Consider the following 17342-nt stretch of genomic DNA (forward strand, 5'->3'; position numbering starts at 1 on the left):
AACGGCGCTTCCTGCGCCGTTTGCATTCAACTCAGATCAACGGTGACCGCCGCGGCCACCGCCATGACCTCCATCGCGTCCATCGCGTCCGTGCCTGCCATTACCCCCATGTTCGCCCCAGCCCTGGTTCGGATAAGGCCGGTAACCGGCCCTCGGCCCAGCCGGGTAATAGCGTGGTGCCGGCTGGTAATAACGCGGCGCCGAGTAGTAACGCGGTGCTGGTGCGTAATAGCGCGGCGACGGGTAGTAATCACGGCGATATTGATACGCCGAGCCACCCCCGTAGTAATACGCCGGCGCCGGTGAGGTATAGACCTCGGATCGATAGTAGCTCTGGCCTCCATCGTAGTAGGGCACACAAGCGGAAAGGGTCAGACCGAGTAAAGCGCTGAGCAGCAGTCGTCGATACATGGCGGCCTCCTGGACCGCGAAAGAGCACCTCCAGCGACGCGGGAGGGCGGCATTCAGCTTTCACTGAATGACGAAATATCTGACATCAAAAACCGAATCTGGTGCGTTTTGGTAACAGATTGATACATCTGCATCCGCCAGATTTGTCATCCGCCCAAAATTGCCCATTGGTCGGAGTTTTTAACTGGATGGAACATTTTTGGATGTATTGAAACTTTAAATAATTGGATAGTGTCACTATGACATCGCACAATGCCAAGGAGGCTCTAGCGCGAGCACTCTACCCATATCACCTCGGATTTAAGCCATGAAGATTTCAACCAAACTGTTGCTCTCCTTTCTACTGTGCGCAGTCGTCACCCTGGGCGTGGGTTTACTGGGTATCAAGGGTGTGGTTCGCCTCGCCAACGCACTCGAACTGACGTTTTCGAACAATCTGGTTTCCGTGAGCAACACCGCGGCCACCCTCAACGGCCTGGTCGCCCACAACCGGGGCTTATACCGGTTGATGGATGCCAGCCAGGGCGACGTGTCCCAGCAAGACCGCGACCGCGTGCGCCAGGACATCGCCAAAGAACTCACGAACAGCCAGGCTGCCTACAAGATCTACCGCGCCACCCCGTTGGAAGACGACGAACGGGCAGCAGGCGACAAGCTCGACCAGCTGTGGCCCGCTTACATCAGCAGCTCCGAACGCATCATGTCGATGCTCGAAAACAATCAGCTCGACCAGGCCCGCGCACAGCTCAACAGCACCAACAATGAAATGTTCCGCCAGGCACGCGACTTGATCCGCGTGATGATCGAGTCCAACAACCGCCAGATCAAAGAAGGCTCCATCGCCGCTGATGAGCTGCGCGACAGCGCGTTGACCTGGATGATCAGCGGCATCGTGCTTGCCTTCATCATCGCCATCACCATTGGTGTGTTGATCACCCGCCTGATCACCCGCCCCATCGCCCAGGCCGTGGAGAGCGCACAACGCATTGCCAAAGGTGACCTGACCCAAGCCATCGTCACCGAGCGTACCGATGAAGCCGGGCAACTGCTGATGGCGCTGTCCGATATGCAGGGTGGTTTGAAAAGCACACTGATGGAAATCGCCAACGCTTCTGACCAGTTAGCGTCGGCCGCCGAAGAACTGAGTGCGGTCACCGATGAAAGCAGCCGTGGCCTCACCCGCCAGAATGACGAAATCCAACAAGCCGCCACCGCCGTCAACCAGATGACCGCCGCGGTGGACGAAGTGGCAAGCAACGCCGTGTCCACTTCAGAAGCCTCGCGCCAAGCCACTACCGAAGCCGAAGAGGGCCGTGAGCAAGTGGCCCAGGCCGTGTCCGGCATGGGTTCGATGGTGGTCGAGATCAACGACTCCACCCAATCGGTCGCCGACCTTGCCGGCCAGGTGCGTGAAATCGGCAAGGTGATCGATGTGATCCGCGGCATCGCCGACCAGACCAACCTACTGGCCCTCAACGCGGCCATCGAAGCAGCCCGTGCGGGCGAACAAGGTCGCGGTTTCGCGGTGGTCGCCGATGAAGTCCGCGCCTTGGCTCATCGAACCCAAATCTCCACGGTCGACATCGAAAAAATGATCGGCGAAGTGCAGGTCGGCGCCGATGACGCCGTGGCCGCGATGAACAAGAGCCTGACCTGGGCCAACAACACCCAGACCCTGGCACAGAACGCCGGTGAGGCATTGGAGCGCATCACCGCCAGCGTGGCGAAGATCAATGAGCGCAACCTGGTGATCGCCTCCGCCTCCGAGGAACAGGCGCAAGTGGCCCGTGAAGTGGACCGCAACCTGCTCAACATCCAGGACCTGTCGACCCAGACCGCCGCCGGCGCCCACCAGACCAACGCCTCCAGCCAGGACCTGTCACGCCTGGCCACCTCGTTCAATGTGCTGGTCAGCAAGTTCCAGCTGTAAGTAGCCTGCCGTGGGTTGGCGCTGTATCGTGCAAGGCCAAGCGAACCTTGCCCGATCAGCCCACGCCATGACCACGCCAACCCTATGCCCCGCCTGCGGCGCCCGCAACGATTGCACCCTGGCCGACCCACGCACGGCCGACCAGGCCTGCTGGTGCTACAGCGTCACCATCGACCCCGCCGTGCTTGAGGCGCTGCCGGATGAACTGCGCAACAAAGCCTGCCTCTGCCCGCGCTGCGCCCAAGTCGATGAACAGTTGCGTCGCCGCGATGCGAGTTGACCGTTTCCTCAGCAACCTAGCGCAGTTCAATCGCAAGCAGGTGCGTCTGCTATTGGTAGAGCGGCGGGTGAGCGTCGATGGGGTGATCGTCAGCGACCCTCACCATGACGTACGGGAATTCAGCCGCGTGTGCGTTGACGACAACGTGCTACAGGCGGGCAAACCGGCGCGTTATTTCATGCTGCACAAGCCCCAGGGGTGTGTGAGTGCGACCTCAGACCCGCAACACCCCACGGTGCTGGACCTGCTGCATGAGCCGGACAAAGCGGATTTACATATCGCCGGCCGTTTGGATTTCAACACCACCGGCCTGATGTTGATCACCAATGACGGCCAGTGGTCGCGCCGCTTGACGCAACCGACGACCAAGTTGCCCAAGGTCTATCTCGTTGCCACTGAACAGGCCATTGGCGCCGAGTACGCGACCACGTTCGCGGGGGGCCTGTATTTTGCGTTTGAGGACCTCACCACCCAGCCAGCCGAATTGGAGCTGCTGGGGCCGACGACCGCGCGGCTGAGCATCATCGAGGGCCGCTATCACCAGGTGAAGCGCATGTTCGGGCACTTCAATAACAAGGTGATCAGCTTGCATCGCGAACGTATGGGACCGCTTGAGTTGGATGCTGCACTGGCGCCGGGCGAATATCGGCCGTTGACGCTTGAGGAAATCCTCCAGGTCTGATGACCGTTCAGCCGGTGATGGCAAAAACCCATTTATAGGCCTTGCGACATCCCGAGTCTGTGCTTGAATCAAGCTCACCAGTTTAAATATGACTGGCGAGTCGCCTATAACCTCCAAGAAACACCTTGCCCACGCCCGCGCTTTATTCCACGGGCCTTCCAGGCAAACAGCCCGCCATAACAACACCCGTCGGCCAGCCGTCACCGGACCGACATGGGCCTTCATTTTTCAGGCGTATGCCTACCTGTCACAAAGCTCGTGCAGAGTTATCTGCGCGCCCTACCCGCTTGCCAGGAGTCTTACGACATGAGGCCAGAAATCGCTGTGTTGGATATACAGGGTCAGTATCGGGTTTACACGGAGTTCTATCGCGCGGACGAGGCTGAAAAGACCATCATTCTGGTCAACGGCTCTATGGCCACCACGGCATCCTTCGCCCAAACCGTGAAAAGCCTGCACCCGCAGTTCAACGTGGTTTTGTACGACCAGCCCTACGCCGGCCGTTCAAAAATCCATAACCGTCATGAGCAGATGCTGACGAAAGAAGTCGAAGGCCAGATCCTCCTGGAACTCATCGACCACTTTGCCGCCGAGCATGTGCTGTCGTTTTCCTGGGGCGGCGCCGCCACACTCGTCGCCCTCGCCCAGCGCCCTCGCCGCGTGGAAAAGGCCGTGATCAGCTCGTTCTCCCCGGTGATCAACGCACCCATGCGCGACTATCTGGAGCGGGGTGTCGACTACCTCGGCAACCTTGACCGCGACCGCGTCGGCCACCTTGTTAACAGCACCATCGGCAAACACCTGCCATCGCTGTTCAAGCGTTTCAACTACAAACACGTGAGCAGCCTGGCCGAGCACGAATACGGGCAGATGCACTTTCACATCAGCCAAGTGCTCACCAGCGACCGACTGTGCTACCTCAAGGCCGCCAAGGCGATCGATATTCCGGTGCTGTTCCTGAACGGCGAATGGGATGAATACACCAGCGCTCAGGACGCCAGGCAGTTTGGCAACTACGTGGCCAACAGCAGCTTCAGCACTATCCAGGCGACGGGGCATTTTCTGGACATGGAGCATAAGGCAGCGTGTAAAGATAGCCGGGAGGCGGTGGTGGGCTTTTTGAAACCGGAGCGGCAGGTCAGCCGATTGCGTTATCACCAAAGTCAGGCACAGCATGCATTTGCGATTTGAAATGATGATTCATGGCCTGGCTCGTTGTGGCGAAGGATCAGCCGCCTTCGCCGCAACCTGCACATTTTCAAAGAAAAACTTCAAATCCATGTGAACATCTGGTACAAAGTCAGCCGCTCTGAGCGGGTATAGTTTAATGGTAGAACAGTAGCTTCCCAAGCTTCCGACGAGGGTTCGATTCCCTCTACCCGCTCCACTCAGACATAGCACCCACGCCACTATCGTTTTGGCGGGGGATGCCCAAGAAACCGGCCCTTTGAGGCCGGTTTTTTTATGCCCAGGATTTTCTCGTCCGCAAACCTGTACAAATATAAAATTCTGTACAACTATCAACACTGGAGCGCTGGCACCACGCCTCGCACGATCAAGGAGCCGCGCAATGACGCGTCTGCTGGTTTCACTGTTGCTGGCGTTGAGCTTGGCGAGTTGCAGCCATGTGGAGGTCGAACACTACGCCGACCAGAAGCCACAGCTGGACCTTGAGCGCTTCTTCAGCAAACCCGTCAAGGCCTGGGGCATCTTTGAGAAACGCTCGGGCGAAGTCGCCAAGCGTTTTGAAGTGGATATCGCCAGCCATCGCGAGGGCGACAAATTAATTCTCGACGAAAAATTCCTGTACAGCGACGGCACTCGCCAGCGCCGTGTGTGGACCCTTACGCCCGATGGCCCGGGACGCTGGCGCGGACGGGCCGGTGATGTGGTCGGCGAGGCCATCGGCGAGGTCGCCGGGAACGCGTTGCGTTGGCGCTACCGGCTCAACCTCCCGGTGGAGGGCTCGGTATACGAGGTGAGCTTTGACGATTGGATGTACCTGATGGACGAGGACACGATGATCAACCGGTCGAGCATGACCAAGTTCGGCGTGGAATGGGGCCAGGTCACGTTGTTCTTTCGTCGCCAATAACCCCCAAAGGTAGGGTGAACCATGAATGTACAAAAGCTGACCCAACTGGCCGAGAAAGGTGAAATACGTAGTTTGGAGTTGCTGTCCCTGGAGGGCGGTTTCTATATCGCTCGTGTGAAACTGGATCAGGTCGACATCACATTACTGGACGATAACGGCAAGACACTGCGGCTGCGGTCCAGCACGCATTTGCGCGACCTGTTGCAGGGTGTTCCGCCATTTCCCTGTGTGCTGGTGCAACAGTGCGCCCATGACGAAATGTGTGGCATCCGTGAGGGCGCTATCGGGGCGTTACGCATTCCATTTTCGCTGGGTGCAACCCTTTAAGATCGTTGCGTGTTTGGCTCTCGTCCCGCTTGGCGTGAGCGCTGCACTCAGTAATCAACGCCCCTCGACGGCTGGCAGGCAACATCACGACGGCAGACCTCGCACAGTTTCGCAGGGTCGCCAACCTGTCAGCGCGATCAACAAGGTCAGCAGTTGGAACACGATGATCAGCACCACACAACCCGCCCAGCCCCATCGTTCCCAAATCAGCGCTGGGACAATCGCACCGCAACTGCCCCCCAAGTAGTAACACGTGAGGTATACGCCGACGGCACCCGCCTTGTTGTCGCGCGCCGTCGCGGTGGTGAAGGCATTGGCCGCGGCCTGGGCGAGGAACACGCCAGTGGAACTGAGGGCCAGGCCCGTCACGATGCACCACAGAGAGGGCACCAGCGTCAGGGCCGATCCACTGACGCCAAGTACGGCAGCGACCGTCAGCAATTGGGCATGTGGACGCGCCTTGCTCAGGCGGCCGGCGATAGGAATCACAATCAGCGCCAGCAAAAACACCATGTACAGCGTCCCCAAGGCCGCAGACCCAAGGTTGAACGGCGGTAAGCCGAGGTACAAACCTGCGTAGGTAAACGCCGCCACCTGGGAAAACAACACGCAAAAGCCTACGGCGTACGCAGCCAATAACGGTTTGCGAAAAACACTCGTAAAGGAAGCCCTGCCCTGCTCCACTCGCGCACGATTGGCGGGCAACAGAAACTGGATAAACCCGCCGACCATCAGGCTCAACACCGCCAGTAACTCAAAGGCTTCACGCCAGCCTACATATTCAGTCATCACCCCCGTGACAAAACGCCCGGCAAACCCGCCCAACACCGTGCCCGCGACATAAAGGCTGGTGACTTCGGTGACGTTGCCACCGCGCCAACGGTCGCCGATGTAGGCCACGCTGGTGGCAAACACCACGGGTATCACCATGCCCTCCACGAAGCGCCACACCAGCACTTCAGCAAAGCTGTCGGCATAGGCGGTCATGAGTGTCGGCACCGCCAGCAGCAACGCGGCCACGCAGATCACCGTGCGTTGCTCGAAACGCCCGGTCACACGGCTGACAAACGGTGCAGTGATTGCCACGGCCAAGGTAGTCACGGTGATGCTCCAACCCGCTGCGTTGGCGCTGAGATGAAACTGCGCGGCAAAGGTCTGGAGGATGCTCTGGGTCGCATACAGGTTGAGAAATGCCGCACAGCCACACAGGAACAGGGCAAGGCGGGCACAATGCAGACGCGGCTTCATGAAACCTCTCGTTTTATTTTGAAAGGTCTTTATAGAATGGCCGGCAGGTCTGGAACCAATACCGAATTCAGACCGATTGATACCCAAGGATCAGGATGCTCGACCTACGCAAGCTGCGTTACTTTCTGACGGTCGCTGAAGAATTGCACTTCGGCCGTGCAGCCATTCGCCTGCACCTCGCGCAACCACCGCTGACCCGGCAGATTTCAGCGTTGGAAGCGCAGTTGGGTTTCAAACTGTTTGATCGCACCAGCCGCACCGTGACGCTCACCGCCCAAGGCCGGTCGTTCCTGCCCTACGCACGCGGGGTGTTGGAACAGGTGGACTTGGCCCAAGCGATCGCAGACAAATTGGCTGCGGGTACCGCCGGACAACTGTCCGTCGGTTATGCCAGCTCAATCGCCCTGTCAGATCTGTTCAGCCAAGCGATCCAGTCTTTTGCCCGGCAATTTCCGGATGTGCAGCTGACGCTGGTCGAAAGTGCCTCCGGCAGCCTGTGTGCTCAGGTAGCGGATGGGCGGCTGGATATCGGGTTGAGCCGCATGGTGCCGCAACGTCCAGAAGTGCAGGCGCTATCCCTCGCAGAAGAGCGCTTACTGGCGGCAGTGTCCAAAGACAGCCCACTGGCGACTCTGGCCGAGGTCAGCCTGGCGCAGCTCAGTGCCTACCCGTTGATATTATTTCCGGCGGATTATGGCTCGGGGCTTAACCAGTCCATCGAACAGCTTTACCGATACCACGGCGTGCGCCTGCACCTTGGGCCGACTGGGCGGCAGATCACCTCGATCATTGCGCTGGTGGCGGCCGGCCAAGGTGTGGCGTTGGTACCGGAATGCACGCAGAGCTTGATGAACAAAGGCGTGACGTACAGGCCGTTGGTCGAGGGGGATGCTTACGCGCAGTTGTTAGTGTTGACCCCGGCTGAAACAAAAAGCGTGCTGGTGGAGGCCTTCCTCAGCGTGATCGTTGGGATCTCCCATAACCGGTAACACCTGCGGAAAACCTCGCCACACCTCACAGGATCGCTCGCCTGATGTCAGCAATGCCTGACAGCGGCAAATAACAAGTGCCCCGACAATCCCGGTTGGTCGGCCAGAAATGCGGAACCACAGCCATGCTTGAACCTGGACAAGCCACACCAAAGCCCCTATTGCGCCAAATACTCGGCTGGGTGCTGGTATTACCCCTGCTGATCTCGTTTGTACGGTTGCCATTCCCTCTAGGACTGGTGCTGGCACTGGGCGTCATGGCCGGATCGGTCTACGGCTTACGGCTAGCCCATCGTCATGCAACCCGACGAGTCACCCTGTTCGCCTTGATCGTCACCCTGCTGAATGGCATCTCATTGATCGCAATGGGGACAGCTTCACTGCTTAAAGCCGTGTTTTATCTTGTGTGGCTCTACGCGTATCCGCATTACACCAACTGGGTGTACTGGAATTTCTAAGCCCTGAAGAATTCGATCGCAAGAAACGTAGTTTCCAGTGCAGCGCAGGGAGCTACAGTCTCGATCACGTATCGACACGGCCTGACGAGGACCTCAACCATGCCCTACGAATACAAGCTCATGCCCTCCCCCGTCGGCCAACTCACCCTGGTGGCGCGCAATGGCAAGCTAAGCGCCATCCTCTGGGAGACAGAACGCGCCAACCGCGTGCGCCTGGGGGAGTTGCACGAGGCCAACCAGAATCCGGTGCTGCTGGAGACCGAGCGCCAGTTGCAGGAGTACTTCGCCGGCACGCGCAGCACCTTCGAGCTGGAACTGGATTTCAACGGCACCGAGTTCCAAAAGCAGGTCTGGCAGGCGTTGCTCACCATTCCTTTCGGCGAAACCCGCAGTTACAGCCAGATCGCCCGGCAGATCGGCAACCCCAAAGCCGTGCGCGCCGTCGGCGCTGCGAATGGGCGAAACCCGATTTCGATCGTTGCCCCATGCCATCGGGTCATTGGTGCGGCGGGCAGCCTGACCGGATTTGCCGGTGGACTGGAAGCCAAACACTACTTGCTCACGCTGGAAGGCACCGGCCAGGCCCAATTGGCGTTCTAGGATTACGCGACAAAATCGTACACATGTGTTCAGGCGCGCAATTGTAAAAAGAAATTTCAGCGAACCACTGCGGTCCATCATTTCATCGCCATCTCAATAAGGAACCCGGTCATGAAATTCTCCGCAGTCTCGCAATCCCTGTCTCGCTGGGCTGGCAGTCCGCGCACCTTCTACGCAGCGGTGGCGTTGATCTTGGCATGGAGCCTGAGCGGGCCGTACTTTCACTACAACGACACCTGGCAACTGATCATCAACACTTCGACCACGATCATCACCTTCCTGATGGTGTTTCTGATCCAAAACACACAAAACCGCGACAACGACATCCTGCATATCAAGATCGACGAGTTGCTGCGCGTGTCCAAGGATGCGCAGAACGCCGTACTCAGCCTGGACGGCCTGGACCGCAAAGAGCTGGAAAAACTGCGCCAGGAATACCGCAGCATTGGCAATACCGGCATCGTCAACCTGAACAGCAGTTGCGGCCACGCCGCCGACGACGCGGCGCCCGCCAAAACCGATCTGAACCAGGCATAAAAAAACGGCGGTTGGAGAAGATCCAACCGCCGTTTTTCAATTCAGGTAACGGCTTCAACCGTCGCCTTGATGACCTTTACCGTAGGTGGACGCCAAGGCTCGGGCCTTCTGCAGGCGCTCCTCCAATTTGGGCAGTGTCTCATCCACCAACGCTTTTATTTCCGGCACATCCGACGCAGCGCCTTCCTTCTTGAACAGCGCGATGGCGTCTTCGTTTTCCTTCACCTGCTGCGCGGTGTAAGCGGCATCGAACGAGTCACCGTCCTTGAGTTCGGGCATCAGGGTTTCAGCTTTGTCGACGATTTTTTCGCGGGGCGCCACGGGCAGGTCGAGCTTCTTGGCGATGGCCGCCAAGTGCTGGTTGGCCAAGGTGCGCTCGTTGATCACCTCGATGGTGTAGTCCTTGATTTCCTGGGACGAGGTTTTCGCGTGTGCCATGCGGCTGGTCTCGATATCGGCCATGCCTTTGGCAGAAGCCTGCTCGATGAATTCAGCAGGCGACTGGGCGAAAGCATTGCTGGCGCCGAGGCCCAGCAGCATCGCGAAACTGGCGGTGCGTAACCGGATAGCCATGCGGCTCATGATGGGTTCCTCCAGGGCAAAAATAAGTACGGGGAACACACCCCGCCCTGAATTCGAATTTTCAGGGCGGTAAAGGTTTAGAAAAAACTCGCCGGTGCGACGAACGGTCGTCGGCGCATCAAGCGGATTTGCTGGCAAACAGGCCCGGCAATGCATGGGCCAGGGCATTGATGGCGAAGCCGATAAACATCACGCCACAGAGCCTGGTGATGAGAATTTCATGGCGCTGATACACCGTGCGTACGCGCTGGGCGCCGACCACGCCGATCAGGATTGCGTAGGCCAACACACCACCGACGAAGCTCAGGAAGATCAACGCCGGCAGCATCGACCAGGTCAGCAATTCGGCACGACTGGACAGCAACGCCGTAAACGTCGCCACCGCGACTGGATACGCCTTGGGGTTGGTCAAACCGAACACAATGCCGTGCCAGAACGGATGCCGCGCGGCGCCCTGAGGGGCATCACTGCTGCGACGCTGGGTGCGGATGGCCCGCCAGCCAAGCCAGAACAGATACAGGCCACTGAGCACGCCGAGCACATCGAACGCGCTGCTGCCGACTTCCCGGGCGCCCACAATCGCGACCAACGCCGTACTGCACCACAGCACATCGCCGAGCAAGTGCCCGCACAGAAACCCCGCCCCGGCACGACGGCCGCGGGCGGCGCCGATGCCAAACACTGCCAAGACTCCGGGGCCAGGCGTAATACCGTAGATAAAACCCGACGCGAGGACGGCGAGCAGCAGGGATAGGGTCATGGGCGTGACTCAAACAAAGCGTGGGAAGGTGGAGCGATTCTGCACGTTCCTACGCTAAGGGTAAAACCTCATTCCCGAATAGGGTTTGTCGCGGCAAGCCAACAGACGCGAAGCCAGGTCGCCGACATGGGCTTCGAGCTTATGACCGTCGGGATCAAGGAAATAGAACGAGGCGCCTTCGCTTCGGTTATCGCGCCACTCCTGCACCTCGGCGGCGCGCAGACGCGAGACCAGCGCAGCGAACTCACTCGATCCGACGGTGAACGCATAGTGGGTGTAATCGGCACCTGGCTTCGACTCGCGTAGCGGATCAAGCGACAGGCATAGCCATAGACCCGGCAATGACAAATAAGCGCTGCTGTCCCAAGTGGCGTCGAGCTTGAGCTGCAACAGCTCATGGTAAAAAGTGACGCTACGACTCAAGTCGGTGATGGCCAGGGTCAAGTGATTGAAGCCTGAGAGCATGTCTTTTTCCTGTTATCTGCGGCCTTCGGACAACATACCCTGCACCTGCCCAATCAACCACTGCAACCCAGAATCCCCTCCCCGTCGCGCATGCCACGCCAGCTCGAAGGCAAACGACGGAATATGAAATGGCGGCGCCACGGCGACCAGATGCTGGTGATCAATATTCAGCAAGCCTCGCGACGATACAGTCAGGATCAAGTCCGTGCCCTCAATCAACTGCGGCGCCACGCCCCAGTGCGGCAGGCTGATCGCCACATGCCGCCGCTGACGAATCGCCGTCAGCGCTCGTTCGATTTCCGGGGTGCCGCTGCCGCGCATTTCCAGCAGCACATGGGGGCGCGAGAGGTAGGTGGGCAGGTCGAGAGAGCCGTCCTGCGGCAGGCTGCTACGGTCCACCAGACAGGTGTAATGCTCGTCGAACAAGGGCGTAGTACGCAGTTCAGCAGGCATATCGGGGAACACGCCAGCGGCCAGGTCAAGGTCGCCATTGAGCACGCCGTCAACCATGCCTTCGCGGCTGGTCTGGATGATTTGCAGGTCGATGCCCGGTGCTTCACGGCGCAGTACACGAACCAACCTCGGTAAGAAAATCGCCGCGCTGTAGTCCGACATCGCCACACGAAAACGACGCTTCGCCGATGCCGGATCAAAGCGATTAGGCGCCAGTAGCGCCTGCACCTGCGCCAACGCTTCGGCCAGCGGGGCCGCCAATTCCAATGCGCGGGCGGTGGGCACCAGCGTGCCGCCCTGACGCACCAGCAACGGATCACCCAGCACATCCCGCAACCGCGCCAACGCATGGCTGACCGCCGGCTGGCTCAGGTGCACGCGCTCGGCGGCGCGGGTGACGTGTTGCTCACTGAGCAAGGCGTCGAGGATCACCAACAGGTTGAGGTCAATACGGCGCAGATCATTCATCAGCTGCATATCCAGCATAAGAATTTGGAATTTAAATTTGATCGACGAATGACCTAGAGTCCAGCAAAACCTCTGGGAGATCCAACATGACAACGTTGCAGTGGGCAGGTTTATTGGCGCTAGCGGTAATCGCCGGGGCGGTGGTGCCGTTTCAGAGTGCAATCAATGCCAACCTTGGGCGCGGGCTCGGCCACCCGCTGTGGGCCACCCTGGCGTCACTGCTGGTGAGCATGATGGTGTTGCTGCCGGTGATCGTGGCGCTGCGTCTGCCGCTGCCCAGCCTCACGTTTATGGTCAAGGCGCCGCTGTGGATGTGGGCCGGTGGCGCGTTTGGTGTGTGCTTTATCGCGCTGGCGTTGATGCTGCTGCCCAAGCTGGGTGCGTCGGGGTTTATCGCCCTGGCGTTGGCGGGACAGATGCTTGCATCACTGCTGCTCGATCACTTTGGGTTGTTCGGTCTGGTGGAGCGTCAACTGACAACGCCACGGGTGCTTGGGGCGTTGTTGTTGATGGGAGGTGTGGCGCTGATTCAGTTTGGCAACACGTCCGCACGCGCACTGGCAACAGCGAGCTGATCAGCCTTTGGCATCGATTTCAGTGATGTCATCCGGCGCGCAAGGCAACTCACAGTTGCGCGCGGCCACAGCATCAGCAGCGCTCAGCCGTCAGGCGATTGATCTCGCCCTGCTCCACCACCGGTTGCGGCGCGCCATGGCGCACCGCTTGCAACATGGCTCGGCCGACAGTTTCCGTACTCACCACCCAGCCCGGCTTAACCCGACGCACCAACGAAAGCACTGGCCCGAGCACGGAGTAAAACGCTTGATACAGCGGCGTCTTAGAGCGCACACCGTGCAGCGGCTGAATGATCCCCGGCCGAAACAGGTACACCGCCTTGAACGGCAATCGCAGCAACGCGTTCTCGGTCTTGCCTTTGACCCGCGCCCACATCGAATGGCCCGCCTCGGAGCTGTCGGTGCCAGCGCCGGACACGTAGATAAACGTCATCTGTGGATTGAGCCGCGCCAAGGTGCTGGCAGCTACGAGCGTCAGGTCATAGGTGAGGTGGGTGTACGTGGTTTCATTCATGCCGGCCGACGACACGCCGAGGCAGAAGAAGCAGGCATCAAAGCCTTGCAGCAGGTTTTCCAGGGGTTGGAAATCCAGCATGTCGCTGTGCAATACCTGATGCAGCTTGCCGTGTTCCTGGGTCAGGGGCGTGCGGCCAACGGCGACGATTTCCTGGACATCGGCAGCCAACAGGCATTCACGCAGAACGCCTTGGCCAACCATGCCGGTGGCTCCGAATAACAGAACTCTCATAAGGTGACCTCAGCGGCAAGCCGCAAGCTTCATGCTCAAGTTGAATGCATCCAACCTGTAGCTTAACGCTTGCAGCTTGAGGCTGCCCCACTCAAAACGCGCTGCGAAAGATCTCCTCGATCTGACGCTGATCCGCGCGCCGTGGGTTGGTCAGGCCGCACGCATCCTTCAACGCATTGGTCGCCAGCAGCGGAATATCCTGCAACTTGGCACCCAGCTCACGCAGGCCCGCCGGAATTTCAACGTCCTGGGCCAGGCTACGAATGGCGGCGATGGCAGCTTGGGCGCCCTCTTCATCGGTGATGCCCTTGATGTCTGCCCCCAGCGCTCGACCTACATCGCTCAAGCGTTTGGCGCTTACGCTGGCGTTGAAGCTTTGCACATGGGGCAGCAGCACCGCGTTGCACACGCCGTGGGGCAGGTCGTAGAACCCGCCCAGCTGGTGAGCCATGGCGTGCACAAAACCCAGGGACGCGTTGTTGAACGCCATGCCGGCGAGGAACTGCGCGTAAGCCATGTTTTCCCGCGCGACCTTGTCACTGCCATCACGGACGGCCAGGCGCAGGTTGGCGCTGATCAGTTCGATGGCCTTGATCGCGCAGGCGTCGGTGATCGGCGTGGCGGCGGTGGAGACATAGGCTTCGATGGCGTGAGTCAGGGCGTCCATGCCGGTGGCGGCGGTGAGCCCCTTAGGCATGCCAACCATCAGCGATGGGTCGTTGACCGACAGCAGTGGCGTGACGTTGCGGTCAACGATGGCCATTTTCACGTGACGGGTTTCGTCGGTGATGATGCAGAAGCGGGTCATCTCGCTGGCCGTGCCGGCAGTGGTGTTGATGGCTACCAGCGGCAGTTGCGGCTTGGCCGATTGGTCCACGCCTTCGTAGTCGCCGATATGCCCGCCGTTGGTGGCGCACAGGGCGATGCCCTTGGCGCAGTCATGGGGCGAGCCGCCGCCCAGCGACACCACAAAATCACACGCACTTTGCTGCAACAGCGCCAGGCCTTTCTCGACGTTTTCCACATTGGGGTTGGGTTTGGCACCGTCATAGATCACCGAGTCGATGTCTTGCATCGCCAGTTTCTCGGCAATCATGCTGGCGACGCCCGCCTTGGCCAGACCGGCGTCGGTGACAATCAGCGCCTTGCGAAAACCGTAGTTGCGGATGGCGTTCATGGCTTCGTCGAGGCAGTCGGTGCCCATGATGTTGACGGCTGGGATGAAGAAGGTGCTGCTCATGGCGAATCCTCGGATAACGTTTCTGCCTCTAGCATCGGCCTCAGTTGTCTGCGGCATCTTGATCAGGATCAACGTCAGCTCGTGATAAAGTCACCGCCCAGCCGATTTCGAGTAGCCCGCCGCAATGAAGGATTTCCAGGATATTGACGCCCACCTTGAAGACTGGAGTGCCCTGCGCAGCACCATCGACTTCACTGGGATTCTGATCGGCAACGGCGCGAGCCGTACGGTTTGGGAAGACTTTGCCTACGACTCGCTGTTCGAAAACGCCCGCACCGTCGAAGAAAAACCCCTCAGCCCATCCGAACTCAGTGTGTTCGACGCCCTGCAAACCCGCAGTTTCGAACAAGCCCTGGGCGCGCTGAAAACCACCAGCCGGGTCAACAAGGCCCTGGCGGTCAGCTCGGCGGCGCCGCGTAATCGCTACTACGCGATCAAGGAAGCATTGATCAACACCATCCACGCCGTGCATATCCCGTGGCGCTTGGTGAAGCCATCGACACTGGCGACGATCAACGCGGAACTGGCCGGTTACTCCACCGTATTCACCAGCAACTATGACCTGCTCAACTATTGGGCGATCCTTCACACGCCGGGCATCGACGATCTGTTCCGCAGCGCCGACGCCAGCTTCGACCTGCGCAACACCCGCACCGACGCCACACGCATCCTGTACCTGCACGGCGGCTTGCACCTGGTGCGGAACCTCGACGGCACCGCACGCAAATTACCCACGACTGACAGCACCTTGCTCAGCAGCTTTGCCATCAACAACACGATCAAGACCCTGGACGATGTGCCGCTGTTTGTCAGCGAAGGCACCGTGCAGGAGAAGCTCAAGACCATCCGCAGTTCGGACTACCTGTCGTTCTGCTATGAGCAGTTGCTGACCTATGAAGGCGCGCTGTGCATCTTTGGGCACGGCCTGGGGCCTCAGGATCAGCACTTGGTGGATGCCATTCGCCAAGCCAATTTGAGCACCCTGGCGATCTCGGTGTCGGGGCGCAGTGACGGGTTTATTTGCCAGCAGAAGCGGCGGTATTCGGAGTTATTTGACGGCAGCGGCGTGGAGCTGAAGTTTTTTGCGGCGCGCACGCATCCACTGGGTGATCCAGCACTCTCAGTACCTGTGGAACGCTGATCACGCCCGCCTTATCAAACTTAAATAAGCTACTGACTTTAAAGGCTTAAATACCAACCTTTAAGTCTAGAGTCCTGCATGAGTCATTTCAGTCGAGCGCCTTCTTGTCCCGCGTAGGGCTGCGCAGCAGCCCCAAAACCAGGCGCAGAGAAGCGGCGGATACACCGCATTCGTCTTCATCAGGGAGCGCTTCGCCCCTCAACGCGAGACAAGCCCGGCCCGTTGTCGGCCGATGCCTTTCGCGGGTTCTATGGCGGGGCTAGCGCGCCCGCCATGCAGACACCCCGGTGTGTCAGTGACCACGACATGATGCAATCGCAGGCAAGCCAGCGCCCACACAAGATCAACTGTACGGATAAATCCGTATCCAGCTGTAGGCCCGCGTTCGACGGGGGTTGTGGCTATATGGGCTTCCCTTGAAGCCCTCTAGATTTCGGTTGCCCCCATGAGCTCGCGCGAAAACACCGGCATGGCCCTCGGCCTGCTGGGCGTCATCATCTTCAGCCTGACCCTGCCCTTCACCCGTATCGTGGTGCAGGAAATCCACCCGTTGCTCAATGGCCTGGGCCGAGCGTTGTTCGCGGCGGTACCGGCGGCGGCGCTGTTGCTGTGGCGCCGTGAGCGCTGGCCGACCTGGCGCCAGGTGCGGGGTTTGTGCCTGGTGATCGCCGGGGTCATTCTCGGTTTCCCGGTGCTGTCGGCGTGGGCCATGCAAACCTTGCCGGCGTCCCATGGTGCGCTGGTCAACGGTCTGCAACCGCTTTGCGTGGCGCTGTATGCAGCATGGCTGTCCCATGAACGGCCGTCGAAAGCCTTCTGGGCCTGCGCCGCATTGGGCAGTGCGTTGGTATTGAGTTATGCGTTGATCACCGGCGCCGGAAGCATCCAGGCGGGGGATCTCTTGATGCTCGGCGCGATTGCCGTGGGCGGTTTGGGTTATGCCGAGGGCGGTCGATTGGCCAAGGAGATGGGCGGCTGGCAGGTGATCTGTTGGGCGCTGGTGCTGTCAACGCCGGTGCTGATCGGGCCGGTGTGGTACTTGGCGGCGCAGCATCAAGGTGCGATTTCCATGCGTACCTGGTGGGCGTTTGGGTATGTGTCGCTGTTCTCGCAGTTCCTGGGGTTCTTTGCCTGGTACGCCGGGTTGGCCATGGGCGGCATTGCGCGGGTCAGCCAGATCCAGCTGTTGCAGATCTTCTTCACCATCGCGTTTTCGGCGTTGTTCTTTGGGGAACATATCGAGCCAATTACATGGGTGTTTGCGTGCGGGGTGATTGTGACGGTAATGCTGGGGCGCAAGACGGCGGTGCAACCTGCGCCGGTTCCCAAGCCAAGTGCAGTCTAAATGTGGAA

General features: G+C 59.5%; 21 protein-coding genes and 1 tRNA gene. 14 read left to right on the plus strand and 8 right to left on the minus strand.

From position 1 onward, the window contains the following. Nucleotides 1-36 precede the first annotated feature (36 nt). Nucleotides 37-411, minus strand: coding sequence for a hypothetical protein (locus ACKZ62_RS21420; RefSeq protein WP_095184064.1), 375 nt, complete (start codon nucleotides 409-411; stop codon nucleotides 37-39). 307 nt (nucleotides 412-718) lie between these two features. Here ACKZ62_RS21420 and ACKZ62_RS21425 point away from each other — a divergent pair, with 307 nt between their 5' ends. The 7 genes from ACKZ62_RS21425 (at nucleotide 719) to ACKZ62_RS21455 (ending at nucleotide 5725) form a co-directional block, all read left to right on the plus strand. After that, nucleotides 719-2341 (plus strand): methyl-accepting chemotaxis protein, encoded by a 1623-nt coding sequence (locus tag ACKZ62_RS21425; protein ID WP_447095798.1) that lies wholly within the window; start codon nucleotides 719-721, stop codon nucleotides 2339-2341. Nucleotides 2342-2408: 67 nt separating this feature from the next. Then, a complete protein-coding gene (locus ACKZ62_RS21430; RefSeq protein ID WP_099601364.1) occupies nucleotides 2409-2621 on the plus strand; it encodes a cysteine-rich CWC family protein in 213 nt (70 codons plus the stop codon). Then, a complete protein-coding gene (locus ACKZ62_RS21435; RefSeq protein WP_447095799.1) occupies nucleotides 2611-3303 on the plus strand; it encodes a pseudouridine synthase in 693 nt (230 codons plus the stop codon). The genes ACKZ62_RS21430 and ACKZ62_RS21435 overlap by 11 nt, the downstream gene beginning before the upstream one ends. A 306-nt stretch (nucleotides 3304-3609) precedes the next feature. Beyond that, nucleotides 3610-4494 carry an alpha/beta fold hydrolase gene (locus tag ACKZ62_RS21440; protein WP_095184060.1) on the plus strand — a complete coding sequence of 295 codons (885 nt, stop codon included), beginning with the start codon at nucleotides 3610-3612 and terminating at the stop codon, nucleotides 4492-4494. A 122-nt stretch (nucleotides 4495-4616) separates the two neighbouring features. After that, a tRNA-Gly gene (locus ACKZ62_RS21445) sits at nucleotides 4617-4690 on the plus strand. Nucleotides 4691-4873: 183 nt separating this feature from the next. Continuing rightward, entirely contained in the window at nucleotides 4874-5398 is a 525-nt protein-coding gene (locus tag ACKZ62_RS21450) for a DUF3833 domain-containing protein (RefSeq protein ID WP_447095800.1), read from the plus strand. A 21-nt stretch (nucleotides 5399-5419) separates the two neighbouring features. Beyond that, a complete protein-coding gene (locus ACKZ62_RS21455; RefSeq protein WP_032888511.1) occupies nucleotides 5420-5725 on the plus strand; it encodes a DUF6482 family protein in 306 nt (101 codons plus the stop codon). Between the two features lie 84 nt (nucleotides 5726-5809). On the opposite strand, the gene ACKZ62_RS21460 is transcribed toward ACKZ62_RS21455, so the two are convergent. Continuing rightward, on the minus strand, nucleotides 5810-6973 hold the full coding sequence (locus tag ACKZ62_RS21460) for an MFS transporter (protein ID WP_447095801.1): 1164 nt from the start codon (nucleotides 6971-6973) through the stop codon (nucleotides 5810-5812). Between the two features lie 95 nt (nucleotides 6974-7068). Here ACKZ62_RS21460 and ACKZ62_RS21465 point away from each other — a divergent pair, with 95 nt between their 5' ends. The 4 genes from ACKZ62_RS21465 to ACKZ62_RS21480 all read left to right on the plus strand — a co-directional run bounded on the left by ACKZ62_RS21465 (nucleotide 7069) and on the right by ACKZ62_RS21480 (nucleotide 9557). Then, nucleotides 7069-7962, plus strand: coding sequence for a LysR family transcriptional regulator (locus ACKZ62_RS21465; protein ID WP_447095802.1), 894 nt, complete (start codon nucleotides 7069-7071; stop codon nucleotides 7960-7962). 125 nt (nucleotides 7963-8087) lie between these two features. After that, nucleotides 8088-8420, plus strand: coding sequence for a hypothetical protein (locus tag ACKZ62_RS21470; RefSeq protein ID WP_032888505.1), 333 nt, complete (start codon nucleotides 8088-8090; stop codon nucleotides 8418-8420). Nucleotides 8421-8519: 99 nt separating this feature from the next. Then, nucleotides 8520-9020 carry a methylated-DNA--[protein]-cysteine S-methyltransferase gene (locus ACKZ62_RS21475; protein WP_447095803.1) on the plus strand — a complete coding sequence of 167 codons (501 nt, stop codon included), beginning with the start codon at nucleotides 8520-8522 and terminating at the stop codon, nucleotides 9018-9020. Nucleotides 9021-9131: 111 nt separating this feature from the next. Then, on the plus strand, nucleotides 9132-9557 hold the full coding sequence (locus ACKZ62_RS21480; RefSeq protein WP_447095804.1) for a low affinity iron permease family protein: 426 nt from the start codon (nucleotides 9132-9134) through the stop codon (nucleotides 9555-9557). 54 nt (nucleotides 9558-9611) lie between these two features. Here ACKZ62_RS21480 and ACKZ62_RS21485 read toward each other — a convergent pair whose 3' ends face one another. From ACKZ62_RS21485 to ACKZ62_RS21500, 4 genes are all read right to left on the minus strand, one after another. Next, entirely contained in the window at nucleotides 9612-10139 is a 528-nt protein-coding gene (locus ACKZ62_RS21485) for a DUF4142 domain-containing protein (RefSeq protein ID WP_005785958.1), read from the minus strand. 118 nt (nucleotides 10140-10257) lie between these two features. Beyond that, on the minus strand, nucleotides 10258-10899 hold the full coding sequence (locus tag ACKZ62_RS21490) for a LysE family translocator (protein WP_032888500.1): 642 nt from the start codon (nucleotides 10897-10899) through the stop codon (nucleotides 10258-10260). Nucleotides 10900-10953: 54 nt separating this feature from the next. After that, nucleotides 10954-11364: a fosfomycin resistance glutathione transferase gene (gene fos, locus ACKZ62_RS21495; protein WP_447095805.1), complete on the minus strand. Its 411-nt coding sequence runs from the start codon at nucleotides 11362-11364 to the stop codon at nucleotides 10954-10956. A 12-nt stretch (nucleotides 11365-11376) separates the two neighbouring features. Then, on the minus strand, nucleotides 11377-12294 hold the full coding sequence (locus ACKZ62_RS21500; protein WP_401382253.1) for a LysR family transcriptional regulator: 918 nt from the start codon (nucleotides 12292-12294) through the stop codon (nucleotides 11377-11379). Between the two features lie 77 nt (nucleotides 12295-12371). On the opposite strand from ACKZ62_RS21500, the gene ACKZ62_RS21505 reads away from it, so the two are divergent. Beyond that, nucleotides 12372-12860, plus strand: coding sequence for a DMT family transporter (locus ACKZ62_RS21505; RefSeq protein ID WP_032888494.1), 489 nt, complete (start codon nucleotides 12372-12374; stop codon nucleotides 12858-12860). 73 nt (nucleotides 12861-12933) lie between these two features. Here ACKZ62_RS21505 and ACKZ62_RS21510 read toward each other — a convergent pair whose 3' ends face one another. Beyond that, nucleotides 12934-13608 (minus strand): NAD(P)H-binding protein, encoded by a 675-nt coding sequence (locus ACKZ62_RS21510; RefSeq protein ID WP_122764900.1) that lies wholly within the window; start codon nucleotides 13606-13608, stop codon nucleotides 12934-12936. A gap of 91 nt (nucleotides 13609-13699) precedes the next feature. Further along, nucleotides 13700-14848, minus strand: coding sequence for an L-threonine dehydrogenase (yiaY, locus tag ACKZ62_RS21515; protein WP_095184053.1), 1149 nt, complete (start codon nucleotides 14846-14848; stop codon nucleotides 13700-13702). A gap of 124 nt (nucleotides 14849-14972) precedes the next feature. Here yiaY and ACKZ62_RS21520 point away from each other — a divergent pair, with 124 nt between their 5' ends. Then, nucleotides 14973-15989 (plus strand): DUF4917 family protein, encoded by a 1017-nt coding sequence (locus ACKZ62_RS21520; protein ID WP_447095806.1) that lies wholly within the window; start codon nucleotides 14973-14975, stop codon nucleotides 15987-15989. 445 nt (nucleotides 15990-16434) lie between these two features. Further along, nucleotides 16435-17334, plus strand: coding sequence for a DMT family transporter (locus ACKZ62_RS21525; protein ID WP_032888485.1), 900 nt, complete (start codon nucleotides 16435-16437; stop codon nucleotides 17332-17334). Nucleotides 17335-17342 lie beyond the last annotated feature (8 nt).

Source organism: Pseudomonas sivasensis (assembly GCF_052938085.1).

What these genes read in the sequence shown, in the direction of transcription:
- ACKZ62_RS21500 (WP_401382253.1), bottom strand. Translation starts at nt 12,294, where the DNA reads ATGCAGCTGATGAATGATCTGCGCCGTATTGACCTCAACCTGTTGGTG.
- ACKZ62_RS21440 (WP_095184060.1), top strand. Translation starts at nt 3,610, where the DNA reads ATGAGGCCAGAAATCGCTGTGTTGGATATACAGGGTCAGTATCGGGTT.
- ACKZ62_RS21485 (WP_005785958.1), bottom strand. Translation starts at nt 10,139, where the DNA reads ATGAGCCGCATGGCTATCCGGTTACGCACCGCCAGTTTCGCGATGCTG.
- ACKZ62_RS21435 (WP_447095799.1), top strand. Translation starts at nt 2,611, where the DNA reads ATGCGAGTTGACCGTTTCCTCAGCAACCTAGCGCAGTTCAATCGCAAG.
- ACKZ62_RS21490 (WP_032888500.1), bottom strand. Translation starts at nt 10,899, where the DNA reads ATGACCCTATCCCTGCTGCTCGCCGTCCTCGCGTCGGGTTTTATCTAC.
- ACKZ62_RS21425 (WP_447095798.1), top strand. Translation starts at nt 719, where the DNA reads ATGAAGATTTCAACCAAACTGTTGCTCTCCTTTCTACTGTGCGCAGTC.
- ACKZ62_RS21510 (WP_122764900.1), bottom strand. Translation starts at nt 13,608, where the DNA reads ATGAGAGTTCTGTTATTCGGAGCCACCGGCATGGTTGGCCAAGGCGTT.
- ACKZ62_RS21520 (WP_447095806.1), top strand. Translation starts at nt 14,973, where the DNA reads ATGAAGGATTTCCAGGATATTGACGCCCACCTTGAAGACTGGAGTGCC.
- ACKZ62_RS21430 (WP_099601364.1), top strand. Translation starts at nt 2,409, where the DNA reads ATGACCACGCCAACCCTATGCCCCGCCTGCGGCGCCCGCAACGATTGC.
- fos (WP_447095805.1), bottom strand. Translation starts at nt 11,364, where the DNA reads ATGCTCTCAGGCTTCAATCACTTGACCCTGGCCATCACCGACTTGAGT.
- ACKZ62_RS21470 (WP_032888505.1), top strand. Translation starts at nt 8,088, where the DNA reads ATGCTTGAACCTGGACAAGCCACACCAAAGCCCCTATTGCGCCAAATA.
- ACKZ62_RS21505 (WP_032888494.1), top strand. Translation starts at nt 12,372, where the DNA reads ATGACAACGTTGCAGTGGGCAGGTTTATTGGCGCTAGCGGTAATCGCC.
- ACKZ62_RS21480 (WP_447095804.1), top strand. Translation starts at nt 9,132, where the DNA reads ATGAAATTCTCCGCAGTCTCGCAATCCCTGTCTCGCTGGGCTGGCAGT.
- ACKZ62_RS21455 (WP_032888511.1), top strand. Translation starts at nt 5,420, where the DNA reads ATGAATGTACAAAAGCTGACCCAACTGGCCGAGAAAGGTGAAATACGT.
- ACKZ62_RS21475 (WP_447095803.1), top strand. Translation starts at nt 8,520, where the DNA reads ATGCCCTACGAATACAAGCTCATGCCCTCCCCCGTCGGCCAACTCACC.
- ACKZ62_RS21460 (WP_447095801.1), bottom strand. Translation starts at nt 6,973, where the DNA reads ATGAAGCCGCGTCTGCATTGTGCCCGCCTTGCCCTGTTCCTGTGTGGC.
- ACKZ62_RS21420 (WP_095184064.1), bottom strand. Translation starts at nt 411, where the DNA reads ATGTATCGACGACTGCTGCTCAGCGCTTTACTCGGTCTGACCCTTTCC.
- ACKZ62_RS21450 (WP_447095800.1), top strand. Translation starts at nt 4,874, where the DNA reads ATGACGCGTCTGCTGGTTTCACTGTTGCTGGCGTTGAGCTTGGCGAGT.
- ACKZ62_RS21525 (WP_032888485.1), top strand. Translation starts at nt 16,435, where the DNA reads ATGAGCTCGCGCGAAAACACCGGCATGGCCCTCGGCCTGCTGGGCGTC.
- ACKZ62_RS21465 (WP_447095802.1), top strand. Translation starts at nt 7,069, where the DNA reads ATGCTCGACCTACGCAAGCTGCGTTACTTTCTGACGGTCGCTGAAGAA.
- yiaY (WP_095184053.1), bottom strand. Translation starts at nt 14,848, where the DNA reads ATGAGCAGCACCTTCTTCATCCCAGCCGTCAACATCATGGGCACCGAC.